Origin of the sequence: Sodalis sp. RH19 (assembly GCF_047324215.1) — a bacterium.
Classification (GTDB): domain Bacteria; phylum Pseudomonadota; class Gammaproteobacteria; order Enterobacterales; family Enterobacteriaceae; genus Acerihabitans.
Map to the genome: position 1 here is coordinate 2,428,946 of NZ_CP178734.1, position 13,946 is coordinate 2,442,891.

The 13,946-nt window shown below is 63.0% G+C and carries 14 protein-coding genes; 3 read left to right on the top strand and 11 right to left on the bottom strand.

Annotation, left to right across the window (positions count from 1 at the left end; translation table 11 throughout):
- The first annotated feature begins 72 nt into the window (after nucleotides 1-72).
- A complete protein-coding gene (locus ACL2XF_RS10965) occupies nucleotides 73-1,224 on the top strand; it encodes an amidohydrolase (protein WP_413728587.1) in 1,152 nt (383 codons plus the stop codon).
- 52 nt (nucleotides 1,225-1,276) lie between these two features.
- On the opposite strand, the gene ACL2XF_RS10970 is transcribed toward ACL2XF_RS10965, so the two are convergent.
- From ACL2XF_RS10970 to ACL2XF_RS11020, 11 genes are all read right to left on the bottom strand, one after another.
- Nucleotides 1,277-2,026 carry an SDR family oxidoreductase gene (locus ACL2XF_RS10970; protein ID WP_413728588.1) on the bottom strand — a complete coding sequence of 250 codons (750 nt, stop codon included), beginning with the start codon at nucleotides 2,024-2,026 and terminating at the stop codon, nucleotides 1,277-1,279.
- Nucleotides 2,019-3,575 (bottom strand): class I adenylate-forming enzyme family protein, encoded by a 1,557-nt coding sequence (locus ACL2XF_RS10975; RefSeq protein WP_410015555.1) that lies wholly within the window; start codon nucleotides 3,573-3,575, stop codon nucleotides 2,019-2,021. The genes ACL2XF_RS10970 and ACL2XF_RS10975 overlap by 8 nt, the downstream gene beginning before the upstream one ends.
- 10 nt (nucleotides 3,576-3,585) lie before the next feature.
- Nucleotides 3,586-4,566: an ABC transporter ATP-binding protein gene (locus ACL2XF_RS10980; RefSeq protein ID WP_413728589.1), complete on the bottom strand. Its 981-nt coding sequence runs from the start codon at nucleotides 4,564-4,566 to the stop codon at nucleotides 3,586-3,588.
- On the bottom strand, nucleotides 4,566-5,579 hold the full coding sequence (locus tag ACL2XF_RS10985; RefSeq protein WP_410015557.1) for an ABC transporter ATP-binding protein: 1,014 nt from the start codon (nucleotides 5,577-5,579) through the stop codon (nucleotides 4,566-4,568). Before ACL2XF_RS10985 ends, ACL2XF_RS10980 begins: the two co-directional genes overlap by 1 nt.
- The gene (locus ACL2XF_RS10990) at nucleotides 5,576-6,451 is read right to left on the bottom strand and encodes an ABC transporter permease (protein ID WP_410015558.1); all 876 of its coding nucleotides are present in this window, start codon (nucleotides 6,449-6,451) and stop codon (nucleotides 5,576-5,578) included. The genes ACL2XF_RS10985 and ACL2XF_RS10990 overlap by 4 nt, the downstream gene beginning before the upstream one ends.
- Nucleotides 6,452-6,454: 3 nt before the next feature.
- Complete coding sequence (locus ACL2XF_RS10995) at nucleotides 6,455-7,420, bottom strand: ABC transporter permease (protein WP_410015559.1); 966 nt, start codon at nucleotides 7,418-7,420, stop codon at nucleotides 6,455-6,457.
- A 4-nt stretch (nucleotides 7,421-7,424) separates the two neighbouring features.
- Nucleotides 7,425-9,068, bottom strand: coding sequence for an ABC transporter substrate-binding protein (locus ACL2XF_RS11000; protein WP_413728590.1), 1,644 nt, complete (start codon nucleotides 9,066-9,068; stop codon nucleotides 7,425-7,427).
- Nucleotides 9,065-9,502, bottom strand: coding sequence for a PaaI family thioesterase (locus ACL2XF_RS11005; RefSeq protein WP_410015561.1), 438 nt, complete (start codon nucleotides 9,500-9,502; stop codon nucleotides 9,065-9,067). Before ACL2XF_RS11005 ends, ACL2XF_RS11000 begins: the two co-directional genes overlap by 4 nt.
- Complete coding sequence (locus ACL2XF_RS11010) at nucleotides 9,499-10,512, bottom strand: zinc-binding dehydrogenase (protein ID WP_410015562.1); 1,014 nt, start codon at nucleotides 10,510-10,512, stop codon at nucleotides 9,499-9,501. Before ACL2XF_RS11010 ends, ACL2XF_RS11005 begins: the two co-directional genes overlap by 4 nt.
- Before the next feature lie 27 nt (nucleotides 10,513-10,539).
- Nucleotides 10,540-11,388, bottom strand: coding sequence for a VOC family protein (locus ACL2XF_RS11015; protein WP_413728591.1), 849 nt, complete (start codon nucleotides 11,386-11,388; stop codon nucleotides 10,540-10,542).
- 166 nt (nucleotides 11,389-11,554) lie between these two features.
- Nucleotides 11,555-12,499, bottom strand: coding sequence for an AraC family transcriptional regulator (locus ACL2XF_RS11020; RefSeq protein ID WP_413728592.1), 945 nt, complete (start codon nucleotides 12,497-12,499; stop codon nucleotides 11,555-11,557).
- A gap of 190 nt (nucleotides 12,500-12,689) precedes the next feature.
- Between ACL2XF_RS11020 and ACL2XF_RS11025 the strand changes: the two genes are divergently transcribed.
- Together ACL2XF_RS11025 and ACL2XF_RS11030 are read left to right on the top strand one after the other, a co-directional pair.
- The gene (locus tag ACL2XF_RS11025) at nucleotides 12,690-12,935 is read left to right on the top strand and encodes an Atu4866 domain-containing protein (RefSeq protein WP_410015565.1); all 246 of its coding nucleotides are present in this window, start codon (nucleotides 12,690-12,692) and stop codon (nucleotides 12,933-12,935) included.
- A gap of 16 nt (nucleotides 12,936-12,951) precedes the next feature.
- Nucleotides 12,952-13,689 carry an SDR family oxidoreductase gene (locus ACL2XF_RS11030; RefSeq protein WP_413728593.1) on the top strand — a complete coding sequence of 246 codons (738 nt, stop codon included), beginning with the start codon at nucleotides 12,952-12,954 and terminating at the stop codon, nucleotides 13,687-13,689.
- Nucleotides 13,690-13,946 lie beyond the last annotated feature (257 nt).

Below are 13,946 nucleotides of genomic sequence, written 5' to 3' on the forward strand. Positions count from 1 at the left end.
TTTGACCCGCGCTGGCGGGGTTGTTAGCTTTTTTGTCTGACAAAAGAAATAGCCTTTGCGGGATGACAGACCATGACATCTGAGGTTTTAACGGATATTTTCGGGGAGAAGCTGGTGGGTTGGCGCAGGGAGCTGCATCAATATCCGGAATTATCCAATCACGAATTCCAGACGACGCAAAAAATCAGGCAATGGTTAAGCGAAGCGGACATCCCTCTCCTGCCGCTCGCGCTGAACACCGGCGTGGTCGCGGAAATCGGCCGTCGCGACGGGCCGATCGTCGCCTTGCGCGCCGATATCGACGCCCTGCCCATTGATGAGCAATCGGACCGGCCGTTCAGTTCACGTAACCCCGGCGTCATGCATGCCTGCGGTCATGATATCCACACCTCGATTATGCTGGGCGCCGCGCTGCTGCTGAAGGAGCGGGAGGCCGATCTGGCCGGTAAAGTCCGGATCCTGTTCCAGCCGGCCGAGGAAACCTTCGACGGCGCCCGGCAACTTATCGACGCCGGCGCGCTGGAGGGCGTGAGCGTGATCTTCGGCGGCCATAACGCCCCCGATTTACCGGTGGGCGAATTCGGCACCCGTTCCGGACCGCTGCATGCCAACGTCGACCGCTTTGAAATCCTGGTTAACGGTAAAGGCGCCCATGCCGCCCGTCCCGAGGAAGGCGTCGACAGCATCGTGCTGGCGGCGCATATCATCACCGCGTTGCAAACCTTGCCCAGCCGCGCCTTTAGCGCCCTGGAATCGGTGGTGTTAAGCGTCACGCGCATCAACGGCGGCAATACCTGGAATGTGCTGCCGCAGCAGGTGGAACTTGAGGGCACAGTGCGCACCCATAATACGGCGGTCCGGGCCAGGATGCCGGAAAAAATCACCCGCCTGATTGAACATATCGCCGCCGGCTTCGGCGCCCATGCCGAACTGCGCTGGCACGCCGGGCCGCCGGTACTGGTAAACAGCGCTGAATGGGCGGATTTCACCAAGGAGGTGGCGGCCCGGGAGGGTTATCGGGTCCACGATCTGCCGCCGCTGATGGGCGGCGAAGACTTTGCCTTTTATCTGCACCGCTTGCCCGGCGCGTTCGTCAATATCGGTTCGGCCAGCGCCTTCGGCCTGCATCATCCGCGTTTCGATCCCGCGGAAGCGCTCATCGCCCCGGCGGCGCGCTATTTCACGCGCCTGGCGCATGAGACGCTGCATAAGCTGCGGCGCTGAGCGGGGAGCCGATGGCGCGCGGCCGGCGCTCAGGCGCGGCGCCGGGGGCCGGCTACAATCGCTGGCCTCCGCTGGCGTCGATGCGCTGCCCGGTTATCCAGCGGCCGCCCTCGCCGGCCAGAAACGCCACCACTTCCGCGATATCTTCCGGCTGGCCCACCCGGCCCAGCGCCACGCTTTGGCTGATCACCGCCGCGGACTGCGGATCGGCGGCGCGTGGGTTCATCGCCGTGGCGGTCGCGCCCGGCAATACGGCATTCACCGTGATGGCCCGGCTTCCCAACTCAGCCGCCAGCAACACGCCGAGGCTTTCCAGCGCCGCTTTTGCGGGCGCATAGGCCGCCATTTCCGGGAAAGCGGCCCGGGTACTCATGGAGGAAATATTGATTATCCGCCCGCCGTCCCGCAGCAGCGGGATGGCGCGCTGGATAATGAAAAACGGCGAAATAAAATTGACCTGCAGCGTATCGGCCAGCCGCTGCGGCGTGACTTCCGCGATAGCCGCCCGTCCGCCCTGCCCGGCGTTATTGACCAGGATATCAAACCGCGGCGCGCCGAAAAGCCGGGTCAACTCAGCCTGCAGGCGGTCCATCAGCAGCTGCGCGCCCGTGCTCTCTTCCAGCGACGCCTGCAGGATAAAGGCGCGGCCGCCCGCCCGTTCAATGTCATCGGCCACGCGCGCCGCGTCCTCCCGCGCACGGCGATAATGCACGGCCACCGCCACGCCCTGTCGGGCCAGCGCCAGCGCAATGGACCGGCCGATACCGCGGCTGGCGCCGGTGACCAGGGCTATTTTAGGCATGGTCCGGCTCCGTCGCTGCCAGGGGGTTATCCCACCCCTGGCGCGCCTCCAGCAGGCGCGCCAGTTGCGTCAGCGCATGGCGGTCCACTTTATTGGTGCCCGCCCAGGGCAATTCGGCCAGGAAGGCGATACGCCGCGGATGCTGGTAGGCCGGGCCGTGCGCGAGGGCATACTGCTTTAAGGCATCCGGGCTCAGGGCGCTGTCGGGCTGTAGCACCACAAACGCCACCGGCACCTGACTGCGCTCCTCATCGGGCAGCGGTACCACGCAGACCTGACGCACATGGGGATGGGACTCAAGCGTTTTCTCCACCTCCACCGGAAAAATATTCTCGCCGGAGCAGACAAACATATCATCCGCGCGGCCGGTAAAATAATAAAATCCCTGTTCATCGCGTCGCATGACATCACCGCTGTAATACCAGCCCCCGCGAAACACCTGGCTGCTTTTTTCCGGCAGGCCGAGATAACCCGGGGTCACCGCCGGGTTGCGCATGCAGAGCACGCCGTCGTTTTCCGTTTCCCCGTCCACCAGCTTCACTTCTCCCGCCGCAAGCGGGTATCCCAGCGCCAGCGGCGGAGTGGGCAACCCGTCGGGATGAGGACCGAACACCGCCGGCCCCGCCTCGGTGGTGCCATAACCGTGGGTGATGGTCGCCGTGGGAAACGCCTGCTGGATACGGTTGAGCAACGAGAGCGACATGGGGGCGGACCCGAGCATCAGGCGGTTGAGGGCGGAGTAATCCCGCCCGGCCAGCAGGCGCGGATCGCGCAACAGCCGGGCGAACATGGTCGGCACGGCGGTGACGATATTGATACGGTAATCGGCAAGGGCGGCGGCATAGCGCTGGGCGTCGAATGCCGGCAGCACCACCAGCAAGCCGTTAACCGCAAAGACCCGTTTGGTGAGAAATAAGCCGTTCATATGAAACAAGGGCTGCGCCAACAGGTAACGCGCCTGCGGCGCGTCCGGCTCCACGCCGCCGCTGCGGGTGGCCTCCAGCGCCCACAGCTGCCCCTGGTGGGTCAGCGGCACGCCTTTCGGCCGGCCGGTGGAGCCGGAGGTGTAAAGAATCATCGCCACCTCCCCCGGCAGGGGTTGCACGGTGTCGAAAGCCTGCGGCTTGATACGCCGCCGGAAAGCGTCCTCGCCGTCGCCGTCAAAGTTCACCAGCGGCAGTTTGCCTTTTAAAAGCGCGTAACGCGCCTCGTCCACAAACGCCAGGCGAATTTGCGCGTCGGCCACCAGGTATTCCAGCGTCTCGATCGGTACTTTGATATTGAGCGGCACCGCGACCAGCCCCGCCCGCATAATGCCGAAATACGCGGCAATGTATTGCGCGCTGTTAAGCGAGGCGATGGCGACGGTACTGCCCCGGGGCAGGCCAAGATCGCTCAGGTAGCGGGCGACGCCGCCGGCCAGCTCATCAATCTGCCGATGGCTCCAATGGCGCGGGCGGGCGGGATCGCCCAGGTCAATCAGCGCATCACGCTGTAAATCCCCGCGGCGGACGATCAGATCGCCCAGGTTGTGGTGATGAAACGGCATAGCGACTCCTTTATAACGCCGGTGGCGGTAATTGCGCGGCGTCAACGTCAAATAAGGGAAAATGGCAGGCGACCTGTCGTTGGTCGCCGCCGGCGCGCAGCGACGGACGCTCCACCCGGCAACGTTCTTTGGCGCGCGGGCAGCGGGTGTGAAACGGGCAGCCGGGCGGCGGGGAAATTGGGCTGGGCAATTCGCCCGTCAGCAGGTTGCGGCCGCGCGCTGCGCGGGGATCCGCCACCGGCGCCGCCGCCAGCAGCGCGGAAGTATAAGGATGGGCGGGTTTGGCCCACACCTGGCGCGTGGGACCGCTCTCAACGATGCGTCCCAGGTACATGACCAGCAGCCGGTCGGCGATATATTCCACTACGGAAAGATCGTGGGAAATGAACAGGTAGGCCACGCCGGTGCGCTGCTGGATATCGCGCATCAGGTTAATCACCTGCGCCCGCACCGATACGTCCAGGGCGGAGACCGGCTCATCACAGATGATAACCTTAGGCTCCAGGATTAACGCCCGGGCAATGCCGATGCGCTGACGCTGGCCGCCGGAAAACTCATGGGGAAACCGTGAGGACGCCGCCGCGGGCAATCCCACCAGTTCCAGCAGCTCGCCGACCCGCCGCCGGATTGCCGCCCCCTGCCAGCCCGCCGCCTCAAGCGGCCGGCCGATGCTTTTTCCCACGCTTTGGCGCGGATTAAGCGACCCCTGCGGGTCCTGGAACATCATCTGCATATCCGCCCGATAGGGTAGCAAGGCTTTGCGGCTTAAATGGGTAATGTCGGCATCACCGATATGTATGCTGCCGCCGGTACTGGGAATTAACCGCATCACCGCCTTGCCCAGGGTGGATTTGCCGCAGCCCGACTCCCCCACCAGCCCGACGGTTTCACCGCGGCTGAGGGTCAGATCCACCCCAGACAGGGCGAATACCCGCCCGTCGCGGGTGGGATAACCAACCTGCAGATTGTTTACGCTAAGCAATGGTTTCATCAGTGCCGGCCTCCGTTGACCCAGCGTAGCGGCGCGGGCTGCGCCTGCGCCTGCGCCACCAGGCAGGCGGCCCGGTGCGCCGGACGCAGAGGCGTCAGCTCCGGCCGCTGCAGGGCGCACGCGGGCGTTGCCTGCCGGCAGCGCGCCGCAAAAGCGCAGCCCGCGGGTAATTCCGCCAGGGCCGGCACCCGTCCCGGGATATCCACCAGCCGCTCATCCGGCCGTCCCGGGGTCGGCGTGGCGCGCAAGAGTCCCTGCGTATAGGGATGCAGCGGATAGTCGAACAGTTCCAGCACCGGCGCTTCCTCGACGATTTTGCCGGCATACATCACCGCCACACGCTGGGCCATGGCCGCGACCACGCCCAAATCGTGGGTGATAAGCATTAGCGCCATGCCGGTATCCGCCTGCAGCTCCCGCAGCAGCGCCAGTATTTGCGCCTGTATGGTCACATCCAGGGCGGTTGTGGGTTCGTCGGCGATCAATACCGCCGGCTTGCAGGCGATGGCCATGGCGATCATGACCCGCTGCGCCATGCCGCCCGATAATCGATGCGGATATTCATCCATGCGCCTGGCCGGGTCGGGAATATGTACCTGCTCCAACAGGGCGACGCCGCGGCGCCAGGCTTCGCGCCGCGACAGACCTAAATGCACCCGCAAGACCTCGCCCAGCTGATCGCCGACGGTTTTCACCGGATTAAGCGAGCTCATCGGGTCCTGAAAAATCATCGCCAGCCGATTGCCGCGCAGTTGCCGCATCCGCCTTTCGCCCAGCGCCACCAGATTTTGTCCTTCAAACCGTATTTCTCCGCCGCTCAAATGCGCCGGGGGGGTGGGCAGCAGCCCCATCAGCGCCAGCGCGGTAAGGGATTTTCCGCAGCCCGACTCGCCCACCACCGCCAGGGTTTCGCCAGCCGCGAGGGCCAGGGAGATACCGTCCAGCGCGGTCACGCTGCCCTGGCGCCCGCGCAGTTCGACGCGCAGGTCGCTGACCTCCAGCACGCTGCTCATAGGCGATCCCTGAGCTTCGGGTTCAGGGCATCGTTCAGCCCGTCGCCAATCAGGTTCAGCGCCAGCACCGCCAGCATAATCGCCACGCCCGGCACCGCGCAGATATACCAAGAGGAGCGGATAAGCGTGCGCCCTTCCCCCACCAGCCGGCCCCAACTGGCCAGATTGGGATCGCCAAGGCCGAGGAAGGAGATAACGGATTCGTACAAGATCGCCCCGGCAACCACCAGCGACGACAGCACGATCACCGGCGGCATGACATTGGGCAGGATTTCGCCCAGGGCGATGCGCAGATTGCCCATGCCGCAGGCCCGGCACGCGAGCACGAACTCGCGATCCTTGAAGGACAGGAATTCGGCCCGGGTCAGCCGGGCGATGGGCTGCCAGGAAACCAGGCCGACGGCGATAATAATGTTTTCTATCCGCGGGCCCAGCACCGCCACCACGGTCAGCACAAACACCACGTTGGGAATGATCTGGAACAGCTCGGCGATGCGCATCAGCACTTCGTCGATCCAGCCGCCAAACCAGGCGGCGGCGGCTCCCACGGCCACGCCGAGCGTGGTGGCCACCAGGCTGGCCACCAACCCGATAAGCAGGGTGGCGCGCGCGCCGTGGACGATAAGCGCCGTGATGTCGCGACCCAGGGAGTCGGTGCCCAGCGGATAGCGCCAATCGGTAAAGGGCCAAATCTCCGGCATGGCCACAATGCGCAACGGGTCGACGGGATAAAGCCAGCCCGCCAGCAGCGCGGCGGCGGCGATGACCAACACAATCAGCGCGCCGCATACCGCGCCGCGATGGCGGCAAAACCGGCGCAGCAGCGCCAGGCGCGGCGCGGCGGCGGGCAACAGGGGGACGACTACAGACATATTTCAGCTCCCAATCCGCGGGTCCAGGCGGGAATACGCCACGTCCACCAGGATATTCACCACGATCACCACCAGCGAGCTAAGCACCAGCACCCCCATCACCACGGGAAAATTGCGGCTCATCACGCTGTCGAACAGGACCTGGCCGATGCCGGGCCAGCTGAACACGGATTCCACCACGACGCTGCCGCCCAGCACGGTGCCCAGTTGCAGGCCGAACAGGGTTACCACCGGCAACAGGGCATTGCGCATCATATGCCCGGTTATTACCCGCAGCCGGCTCAGGCCCCTGGCCCTGGCGGCGCGCACAAAATCCAGCTGGGCGATTTCCAGCATCGAGGCGCGCATCACCCGCGCGTAGGTCGCGGCATAAAACAGGCCCAGGGTCAGCGCCGGCAGCACCAGATGATGGACGATATCCGCCACCCGTCCCCAGGGCCGCTCATCGGCGCCGATGGTTTCCATCCCGCCCACCGGAAACCAGCCGAGTTTTACCGAGAACAGAATAATCATCATGATGCCGAGCCAGAAACCCGGCGCGGCGAAACACAGCACCGCCAGCGCCGATATCAGTGTGTCCCAGGCGCTGTTGACTTTTATGGCGGCCAGCACGCCGGCGCCGACGCCCACCAGTAGGGCCACCGCGATGCTTGCCAGCATCAGCAGCAACGTGGCGGGCAGGTGCGATAAGATGACGTCCAGCACCGGCAGGTTGTGCCGGTAGGAAAAACCCAGATCCAGCCGGGCCACCGCGCCGATATACTTCAGCAACTGCAGCCAGGCCGGCTGATCCAGCCCGTATAACGCGCGCAGCCGCTCGATCATCGCCGGGTCGGTAACCTGCTGTTCTGCGGTCATCACGTCCAGCAGGCTGCCGGGCACGCATTTCATCAATACGAAATTGATGATGACCACCCCGAGCAGCAGCGGCACCGCTTGCAACAGGCGGCGCAGAATAATGCGCATCATGCCGCTACCTCGCCAGCCAGACGTCGTTCAGGGACGTGCCCTGGACATTGGCATCAGTGGTGAAGTTGCGGACGTTGGCGCGCGCCAGGGTGTAGGACTGCATTTCCACCAGAGGCACGATGGGCACGTCGGTGCTGGCCAGCCGGGAAAATTGCTGGATCAATGCGCGGCGTTTGGCCTCGTCCACCTCCACTGTGATAGCGCTTACCAAGTCGTCCATCGCCGGATTGCTATAGCCGGTGGCGTTGCGGAAAGCGGCGCCTTTAACGATGCCGTCGCTGGTAAAAAACTGGGTTACCGTCGGTACCGGCTCCAGCGGGGCGGTAAAGTTGGAAATAGCGATATCATAATCGTAATCGCTGTAAATGCGTTTCAGCGCCGTGGCGCGATCCACCGAATCGAGCCGCACGGTGATATTGAGATCTTCCAGGGCCTGTTTCAGGTATTGGCCCAGCTTGGCGTTCTCCTCGAACCAGGCCGCCGCCAGCAGGTTGACGGTAAACCGGCTGCCGTTTTTCACCGGCAGGCCGGCGGCATCCAGCAGGGCGGCCGCTTTTTTAACGTCAAATTCATAGCGGGGCACGTCGTCGGTGAAAAACAGGCTGTTGCTGCTGAAAATCGGCGCCACCGCCGGTTTCCCCCGACCAAAATAGATCGTGTTGACGATGAAATCACGGTCGATGCCATGCAGGATCGCCTGGCGCACTTCACGGCGCTTAACCACCTCGCGCCGCTGGTTAAACTCCACCGTTACCGTCCAGGCGCTGTTTTCATACCCGCTGGTATCAAGCACCACCTGGCCGGTTTTCAGCAAGCGGTCGATTTCCCTGGCGGGCACGGGGTTCGAATAGCCGAGTCCCAGTTCCCCGGTTTCCAGGGCGGCGGTACGCGACGCCGCGTCGCTCCACCACCTGACCAGCAGTTTGTCGAGATAGGGCTGGCCGGGCGACCAATAGCTATCGTTGCGGCGGTATTGCACATAGCTGCCGCGCGTCCATTTATCGAAAATCCATGGGCCGGTGCCGACCGGCTGGTTATTCAGCGGATGGGTCAGAATGTCCCTGCCCGCGTATAAATGTTTCGGCAGCAGCAGTTGGTATTGGCCCGCCAGTATGGATTTGAGGAAAAATTCAGGGACCGGATGATCAAAACTCAGCCGTACGTGATGGGCATCCAGGACGGTGGCGGCGTTCAGGGCTTTCAGGGCGATACCGGCTGAAATGGCCTTCCAATGCTCGACAACGTTGTAGACGACGTCGTCCGCGGTAAAATCGGCGCCGTCATGCCATTTCACTCCCTGGCGCAGGGTGATGTCATAACTTTTATAGTCGGCGGCAGGCACCACCGATTCGGCCAGCGCCGGCTGAAAATGCAGCGTATTGTCGAGCTTCAGCAAACGCTCCAGTATTTTGGTTGACGTCTGGAAAGGCGACGAACCGCCGCCGCCCGGCACAAACAGCGCCTGAGGCTCAAGTCCCCCCCAGGAGATGACCAGGGTACCGCCGCGGCGCGCCGCGCCGCCCGCCACCTCGGCGGCGCTGGCGTTGGTCGCCAGCCCCAGGCCGGGGATGCCGCTGGACAACGCCGCAAGCGATCCCCCCACCCCCAGGATGCCGAGGAATTTACGCCGTGAAAAATGTCCGTTCATGATGAAACTCCCGGTTGTGCAACGCCGGTGGCGTAGCTTGCGCGGCCGATAGCCAGTAATTGTTGTTGTCCGTTAAATACGTCCACGTCGGCGACGCCGACGGTACGGCCTGAGCGCCTGACGCGGGCCACCACCCGCAGGGAGGTATTCACCGCCGGGCGCAGGTAATCGACACGAAAATTGATGGTGGGCAAACCGGTTCCGACCATCATCGCCAGCGCGAAGTCGCCGACGGTATCGATAATCGAGGCCAGCGGTCCGCCATGCCACTGGCCGCTGCCGGCGCTGCGCTCGAACTCCGCCCGCATCGGCACCGTTACCGTCAGGGTCTGCTGATCGTAATCCACCGCCTCCACGCGCAGCTGCAGCCAGGCGATAAACGGCGATAATCGGAACTTTTCCTCGATTTGCGTTTTGCTCAGCCGCGCGCTCATACCACCACCACCTTGCCGATCACCTGGCGTTGCTCCAGCGAGGCCAGCGCCTGCGCGCCCTGCTCCAGCGGCCATTGGCGATCGATCAGGACGTTAAGCCGTTTGTCGCGCACCTGATCCAGCAACTGATGCAGGTCATCGCGCTCCCAGCCATTGGCGCCGCGGATCTGCAATTCATAGGTCCAGATGTAGCGCAAATCCTCGACGGGATTAAAACCGGCGGTGGCGCCGCAGGTCAGCAGCCGCCCCCCCACGCGCAGGCAGCGCAGGGATTTAACCCAGGTATCGCCGCCGGTAAAATTGACCACCACATCCACGCCGCCCGGCACGGCGGCGTGGCGCGACCGCGCGGGCTTGCCGAAGCGCTGGAACACTTCTTTGGCAAAGTCCTGTTCGGTGTAGCGGATGATATGGTCGGCGCCGACGGCGCGCAGGCGTTCGGCTTTCTCCTCGCTGCCGGCGCAGGCAATCACCTGCGCGCCGGCCAGCTTCGCCAGTTGCACGCAACAGACCCCGACGCCGCCGCTGGCGCCGAGGATCAAGACCTTTTCCCCGGCCTGTATCTGGCCGATAGTCACCATCATGCGCCGGGCGGTGCCGTAGGCCACCGGCAGCGCCGCCGCTTCCGCGAAGCTGATTTCATCGGGCAAAGCGATCAGCTGATGGGCCGGCACCCGGCATAGTTCGGCCAGGCCGCCGTGGGTGGTCTCGCCCACCAGCCCGCCGTCCACCCGGTTTATCGGGTCCACCACCACGCGGTCGCCGATATGCCAACCGGTCACCCCTTCGCCCAGGGCGACGATCTCGCCGGCCACATCCAGGCCGATAATCAGCGGCAGGGGCAGCGTAATGCCCGGCATGCCGCGCCGGGTAAACACATCATGGTAATTGAGTGAGGAGGCGCGCACGCGCAGCACCACATCCCCCCTGCCGGCGATGGGATCGGGAAAAGCGTTTTCCAACCGCAGCTTCTCGTTACCGCCATGTTCACGTAATACGATGGCTTTCATGCTTAACGGACCTTAAAATAAAGAAAATCAAGAGGCTGCGAACAGCAGGGCGACATTGAAGGCGCGGTCGGCGCTAACCAGCAAGGTATCCGGCGCCGGGGATAAGGTCTGGATGCCGCTGCGCTGAAAATAGTCGGTGGTGGCGCTCAGCGACGAGACCGCAAATTCCAGCGCCACCATGCGCTCGGCGCCGTTTTCGCCTGCCGGGACCGGCCCATACAGCCCGGCGGCCCGCTGCGGGGTGATAAATCGCACCCGGGTTTTGTCCGCCTGCAGCCAATAGCCGCCCTGGCCGTCGTCATGAATAGCCTTATGACCAAACAGCGTGCCGTAAAGGCCGGCCACCGCCGCGGGGTCGGCCGCGGCAATCACAAAGGCGCTGATATCGACGACGCCGTTGGGATGCCGGCGCCATGGGGCGCGCCAGACCAGTTCCGGCGTTTCATGCTGGCAAAAAAAACTGCGGCCGTTTTTTATCCGCCCGGCGGCCAGCCTGACGGTACGAAAACGGGCTTCAGGCCGGCTGCCGTCGGGCAGCGTCACGGGACGGAAAAATGAGGCGGGGGGATCGCCGGCCAGACCGACGGATTGCAGATGGCGGTAGACCGCATCGGCGTCAGTGGTTTTCCACACCAGGCCGGTGAGCCCGAGGGGCGCGTTCCACAGGTCCTGGCGTTTATCGGCGTTGCCCGCCTCAAACCCCAGCAGCTCAAAATAGTTTTCGCCAAAAATGGCCAGATGGTTGCTGGAGCCCAGGGAATGGTGACCGCGCGGCGTCAACTGGAACCCTAAAAGCGTAAATAATCGCTGCGTTTCATCAAGCTTGCCCGCGACGTTAATCACCGCGTGATCCACTACCGGAATTAAGGCATCCATTAACTTTTACCTGACTATCCAATAACTAAACAGAGGTATAACTCTAACCAAGGCATGGACGGATGCAAAAGTACAAATCCGGTAAAGGTTAACCGGAAACCGGCTAACCGAATCGCCGCCAGTCGTGTGGATGCGTCAGGGTATTGCTGGACGTCGGGAACGGCGCTCAGTGCGCCAGGGTAAACTCGGAAAGGGGCTTTGCGGGGGACAACGAAAACGACGCCTTCATATCGCGAACCTCTTCCATGGGGCTGCGGCCAAAGAATCGCTTGAATTCGCGACTGAACTGCGAGGGGCTGTCATAGCCGACCCGGGACGAAGCGGATGCCGCGGTCAGGCCATCACGGATCATCAGTAGCCGGGCCTGGTGCAATCGCGTCGACTTGATGTACTGGATGGGCGATGTTTGGGTCACCGTCTTGAAATGGGCATGAAAGGCAGGCACGCTCATGCCGGCTTCGCCGGCTAAATGCGCGACATCCAATGACTGCGCATAATCGGCATGGATCCGGCGCAATGCCTTGGCAACGCGGCCGAACTGGCCCTGATGCGCCAAAGCCGCCCGCATGGCGCCCCCTTGTTCCCCGACCAGTACGCGGTAATAAATCTCCCTCACCACCGCGGGGCCCAATATGTGCGCGTCGCGCGGACAGGTCATGATTTCAAGCAATCGCAGCATGGCATCGGCCAATGCGCCGCTCAGCGGGGTTGAGGCGATACCCAAGGGTATGCCGGGCACGGCCTGTGGGCCCAAATGATTTATTTGCAACATCAAATCGGCCACTTGCGTCAGATCTAAGCTTATGGCGACGGCCAGCATCGGTTCGGATGCGCTCGCCTCGGTTTGGGTGGAAAAGGGCAAGGGCACCGACAATACCAGGTAATGCTGGGCGTCATAAACATAAACATCGCTGCCAAGAAAGCCGCGCTTACGTCCCTGGCAAACAATCACGATGCTCGGTTCATATAAAACGGGCGTTCGTCCCAAAGGCCGGTCCGAGCGCATAAAGCGAACGGCATCCAGCGCGGACAGCGTGTAGCCCTCATTGGGCGCCAATTGCGTCAGCAGCGCCGACATCCGCTGGGTGGTGGTGTCCTCGATTGCCGCCATATGCCATCGTCTCCCGTTGCGGCCGTTCAGAGGAATCAGCCATCGTTTCGCCAACCTTAAGGGAAATAAATCACCAGCGCAATAGGAATAGGCAATGATGCAATAGCCATGGCTATTCCCGCAACGGCGCCCCACTCCTACTATAGGCCTTCGGCCCGTTATTGTTGCCAGGACACAGGAGGCAGCCGTCATGAATCACAACAGGTACGTCGGCGTTTGGGTGACAGCCGATGGCTACATTCGCCATGAGCTGCTTGCCAACGGCCGCTACGACGAGGCCCGGGGCACGCGCAAAAGCGCCTATCGGGGCAGCTACCGCATTGAAGGCGATCATATCCTGTATTGCGACGATACCGGCTTTTCCGCCGACGGCGACTTCCGTGACGGCGTTTTATACCACGCCGGCATGGTGCTGCGCCGCGAGATAACCCACTGAAAAGGAGTCAGCCATTATGACCGTAGCTACAGAATCCAAAGTCATCCTTATTACCGGCGCCAGCAGCGGCATCGGCGAGGCCACCGCGCGGCTTCTCGCCAGCCAGAAACACCAGCTCGTCATCGGCGCCCGCCGCACGGAGCGGCTGGCCGCGCTGGCCGGGGAGATCCATGCCGGCGGCGGCTCGGTCTGCTTTCGGGCGCTCGACGTCACATCGGCAAAGGACGTCGATGACTTTGCCAGGTTTGCCCAAGAGACCTTTGGCCGCATCGACGTCATCGTCAACAATGCGGGCGTCATGCCGCTTTCGCCTCTGGCCGCGCGCAAGGTGGACGAGTGGGATCGGATGATCGACGTGAATATCCGCGGCGTCCTGCACGGCATCGCGGCGGTGCTGCCCGTCATGACGCAACAGGGCCATGGCCAGGTGATCAACGTGTCTTCCATCGGCGGGCTGTCGGTATCGCCCACGGCGGCGGTGTACTGCGCAACCAAATACGCGGTACGCGCCATCTCCGACGGCCTGCGCCAAGAGTCCGACGCGATCCGCGTAACGGTTATCTGCCCGGGCGTGGTCGAATCGGAACTGGCCGACCAGATTTCCGACGAAACGGCCCGCAACGCCATGCGCGAATTCCGCCGCATCGCATTAACGCCGGATGCCGTCGCGCGCGCCATAGCCTATGCGATCGCGCAGCCCGACGATGTCGACGTTAGCGAAATAGTCGTTCGACCCACGGCCAGTCCCTACTGATTTATCAACCCTTCGCAGTTGCAAGGGGTGCGCGGGATATCCGGAATATCACGCAAAACGTCCAGCATGGACAAAGCAGGCTATCCCGTCGGCGCGGTGGCCATGACCTTAATCAAGGGACATATCATGAAAACAACTCAGAAAATAGGGTTCATTACGGGTGCGTCGTAAGGCATCGCCAATGAACTGGCATTGCAGAAGATGCAGGATGTGCGTGCAGACATCGATGCCTGGCAGGGAACGGCGCAAGCGACCGA

What these genes read in the sequence shown, in the direction of transcription:
- ACL2XF_RS10965 (WP_413728587.1), top strand. Translation starts at nt 73, where the DNA reads ATGACATCTGAGGTTTTAACGGATATTTTCGGGGAGAAGCTGGTGGGT.
- ACL2XF_RS10970 (WP_413728588.1), bottom strand. Translation starts at nt 2,026, where the DNA reads ATGCCTAAAATAGCCCTGGTCACCGGCGCCAGCCGCGGTATCGGCCGG.
- ACL2XF_RS10975 (WP_410015555.1), bottom strand. Translation starts at nt 3,575, where the DNA reads ATGCCGTTTCATCACCACAACCTGGGCGATCTGATCGTCCGCCGCGGG.
- ACL2XF_RS10980 (WP_413728589.1), bottom strand. Translation starts at nt 4,566, where the DNA reads ATGAAACCATTGCTTAGCGTAAACAATCTGCAGGTTGGTTATCCCACC.
- ACL2XF_RS10985 (WP_410015557.1), bottom strand. Translation starts at nt 5,579, where the DNA reads ATGAGCAGCGTGCTGGAGGTCAGCGACCTGCGCGTCGAACTGCGCGGG.
- ACL2XF_RS10990 (WP_410015558.1), bottom strand. Translation starts at nt 6,451, where the DNA reads ATGTCTGTAGTCGTCCCCCTGTTGCCCGCCGCCGCGCCGCGCCTGGCG.
- ACL2XF_RS10995 (WP_410015559.1), bottom strand. Translation starts at nt 7,420, where the DNA reads ATGATGCGCATTATTCTGCGCCGCCTGTTGCAAGCGGTGCCGCTGCTG.
- ACL2XF_RS11000 (WP_413728590.1), bottom strand. Translation starts at nt 9,068, where the DNA reads ATGAACGGACATTTTTCACGGCGTAAATTCCTCGGCATCCTGGGGGTG.
- ACL2XF_RS11005 (WP_410015561.1), bottom strand. Translation starts at nt 9,502, where the DNA reads ATGAGCGCGCGGCTGAGCAAAACGCAAATCGAGGAAAAGTTCCGATTA.
- ACL2XF_RS11010 (WP_410015562.1), bottom strand. Translation starts at nt 10,512, where the DNA reads ATGAAAGCCATCGTATTACGTGAACATGGCGGTAACGAGAAGCTGCGG.
- ACL2XF_RS11015 (WP_413728591.1), bottom strand. Translation starts at nt 11,388, where the DNA reads ATGGATGCCTTAATTCCGGTAGTGGATCACGCGGTGATTAACGTCGCG.
- ACL2XF_RS11020 (WP_413728592.1), bottom strand. Translation starts at nt 12,499, where the DNA reads ATGGCGGCAATCGAGGACACCACCACCCAGCGGATGTCGGCGCTGCTG.
- ACL2XF_RS11025 (WP_410015565.1), top strand. Translation starts at nt 12,690, where the DNA reads ATGAATCACAACAGGTACGTCGGCGTTTGGGTGACAGCCGATGGCTAC.
- ACL2XF_RS11030 (WP_413728593.1), top strand. Translation starts at nt 12,952, where the DNA reads ATGACCGTAGCTACAGAATCCAAAGTCATCCTTATTACCGGCGCCAGC.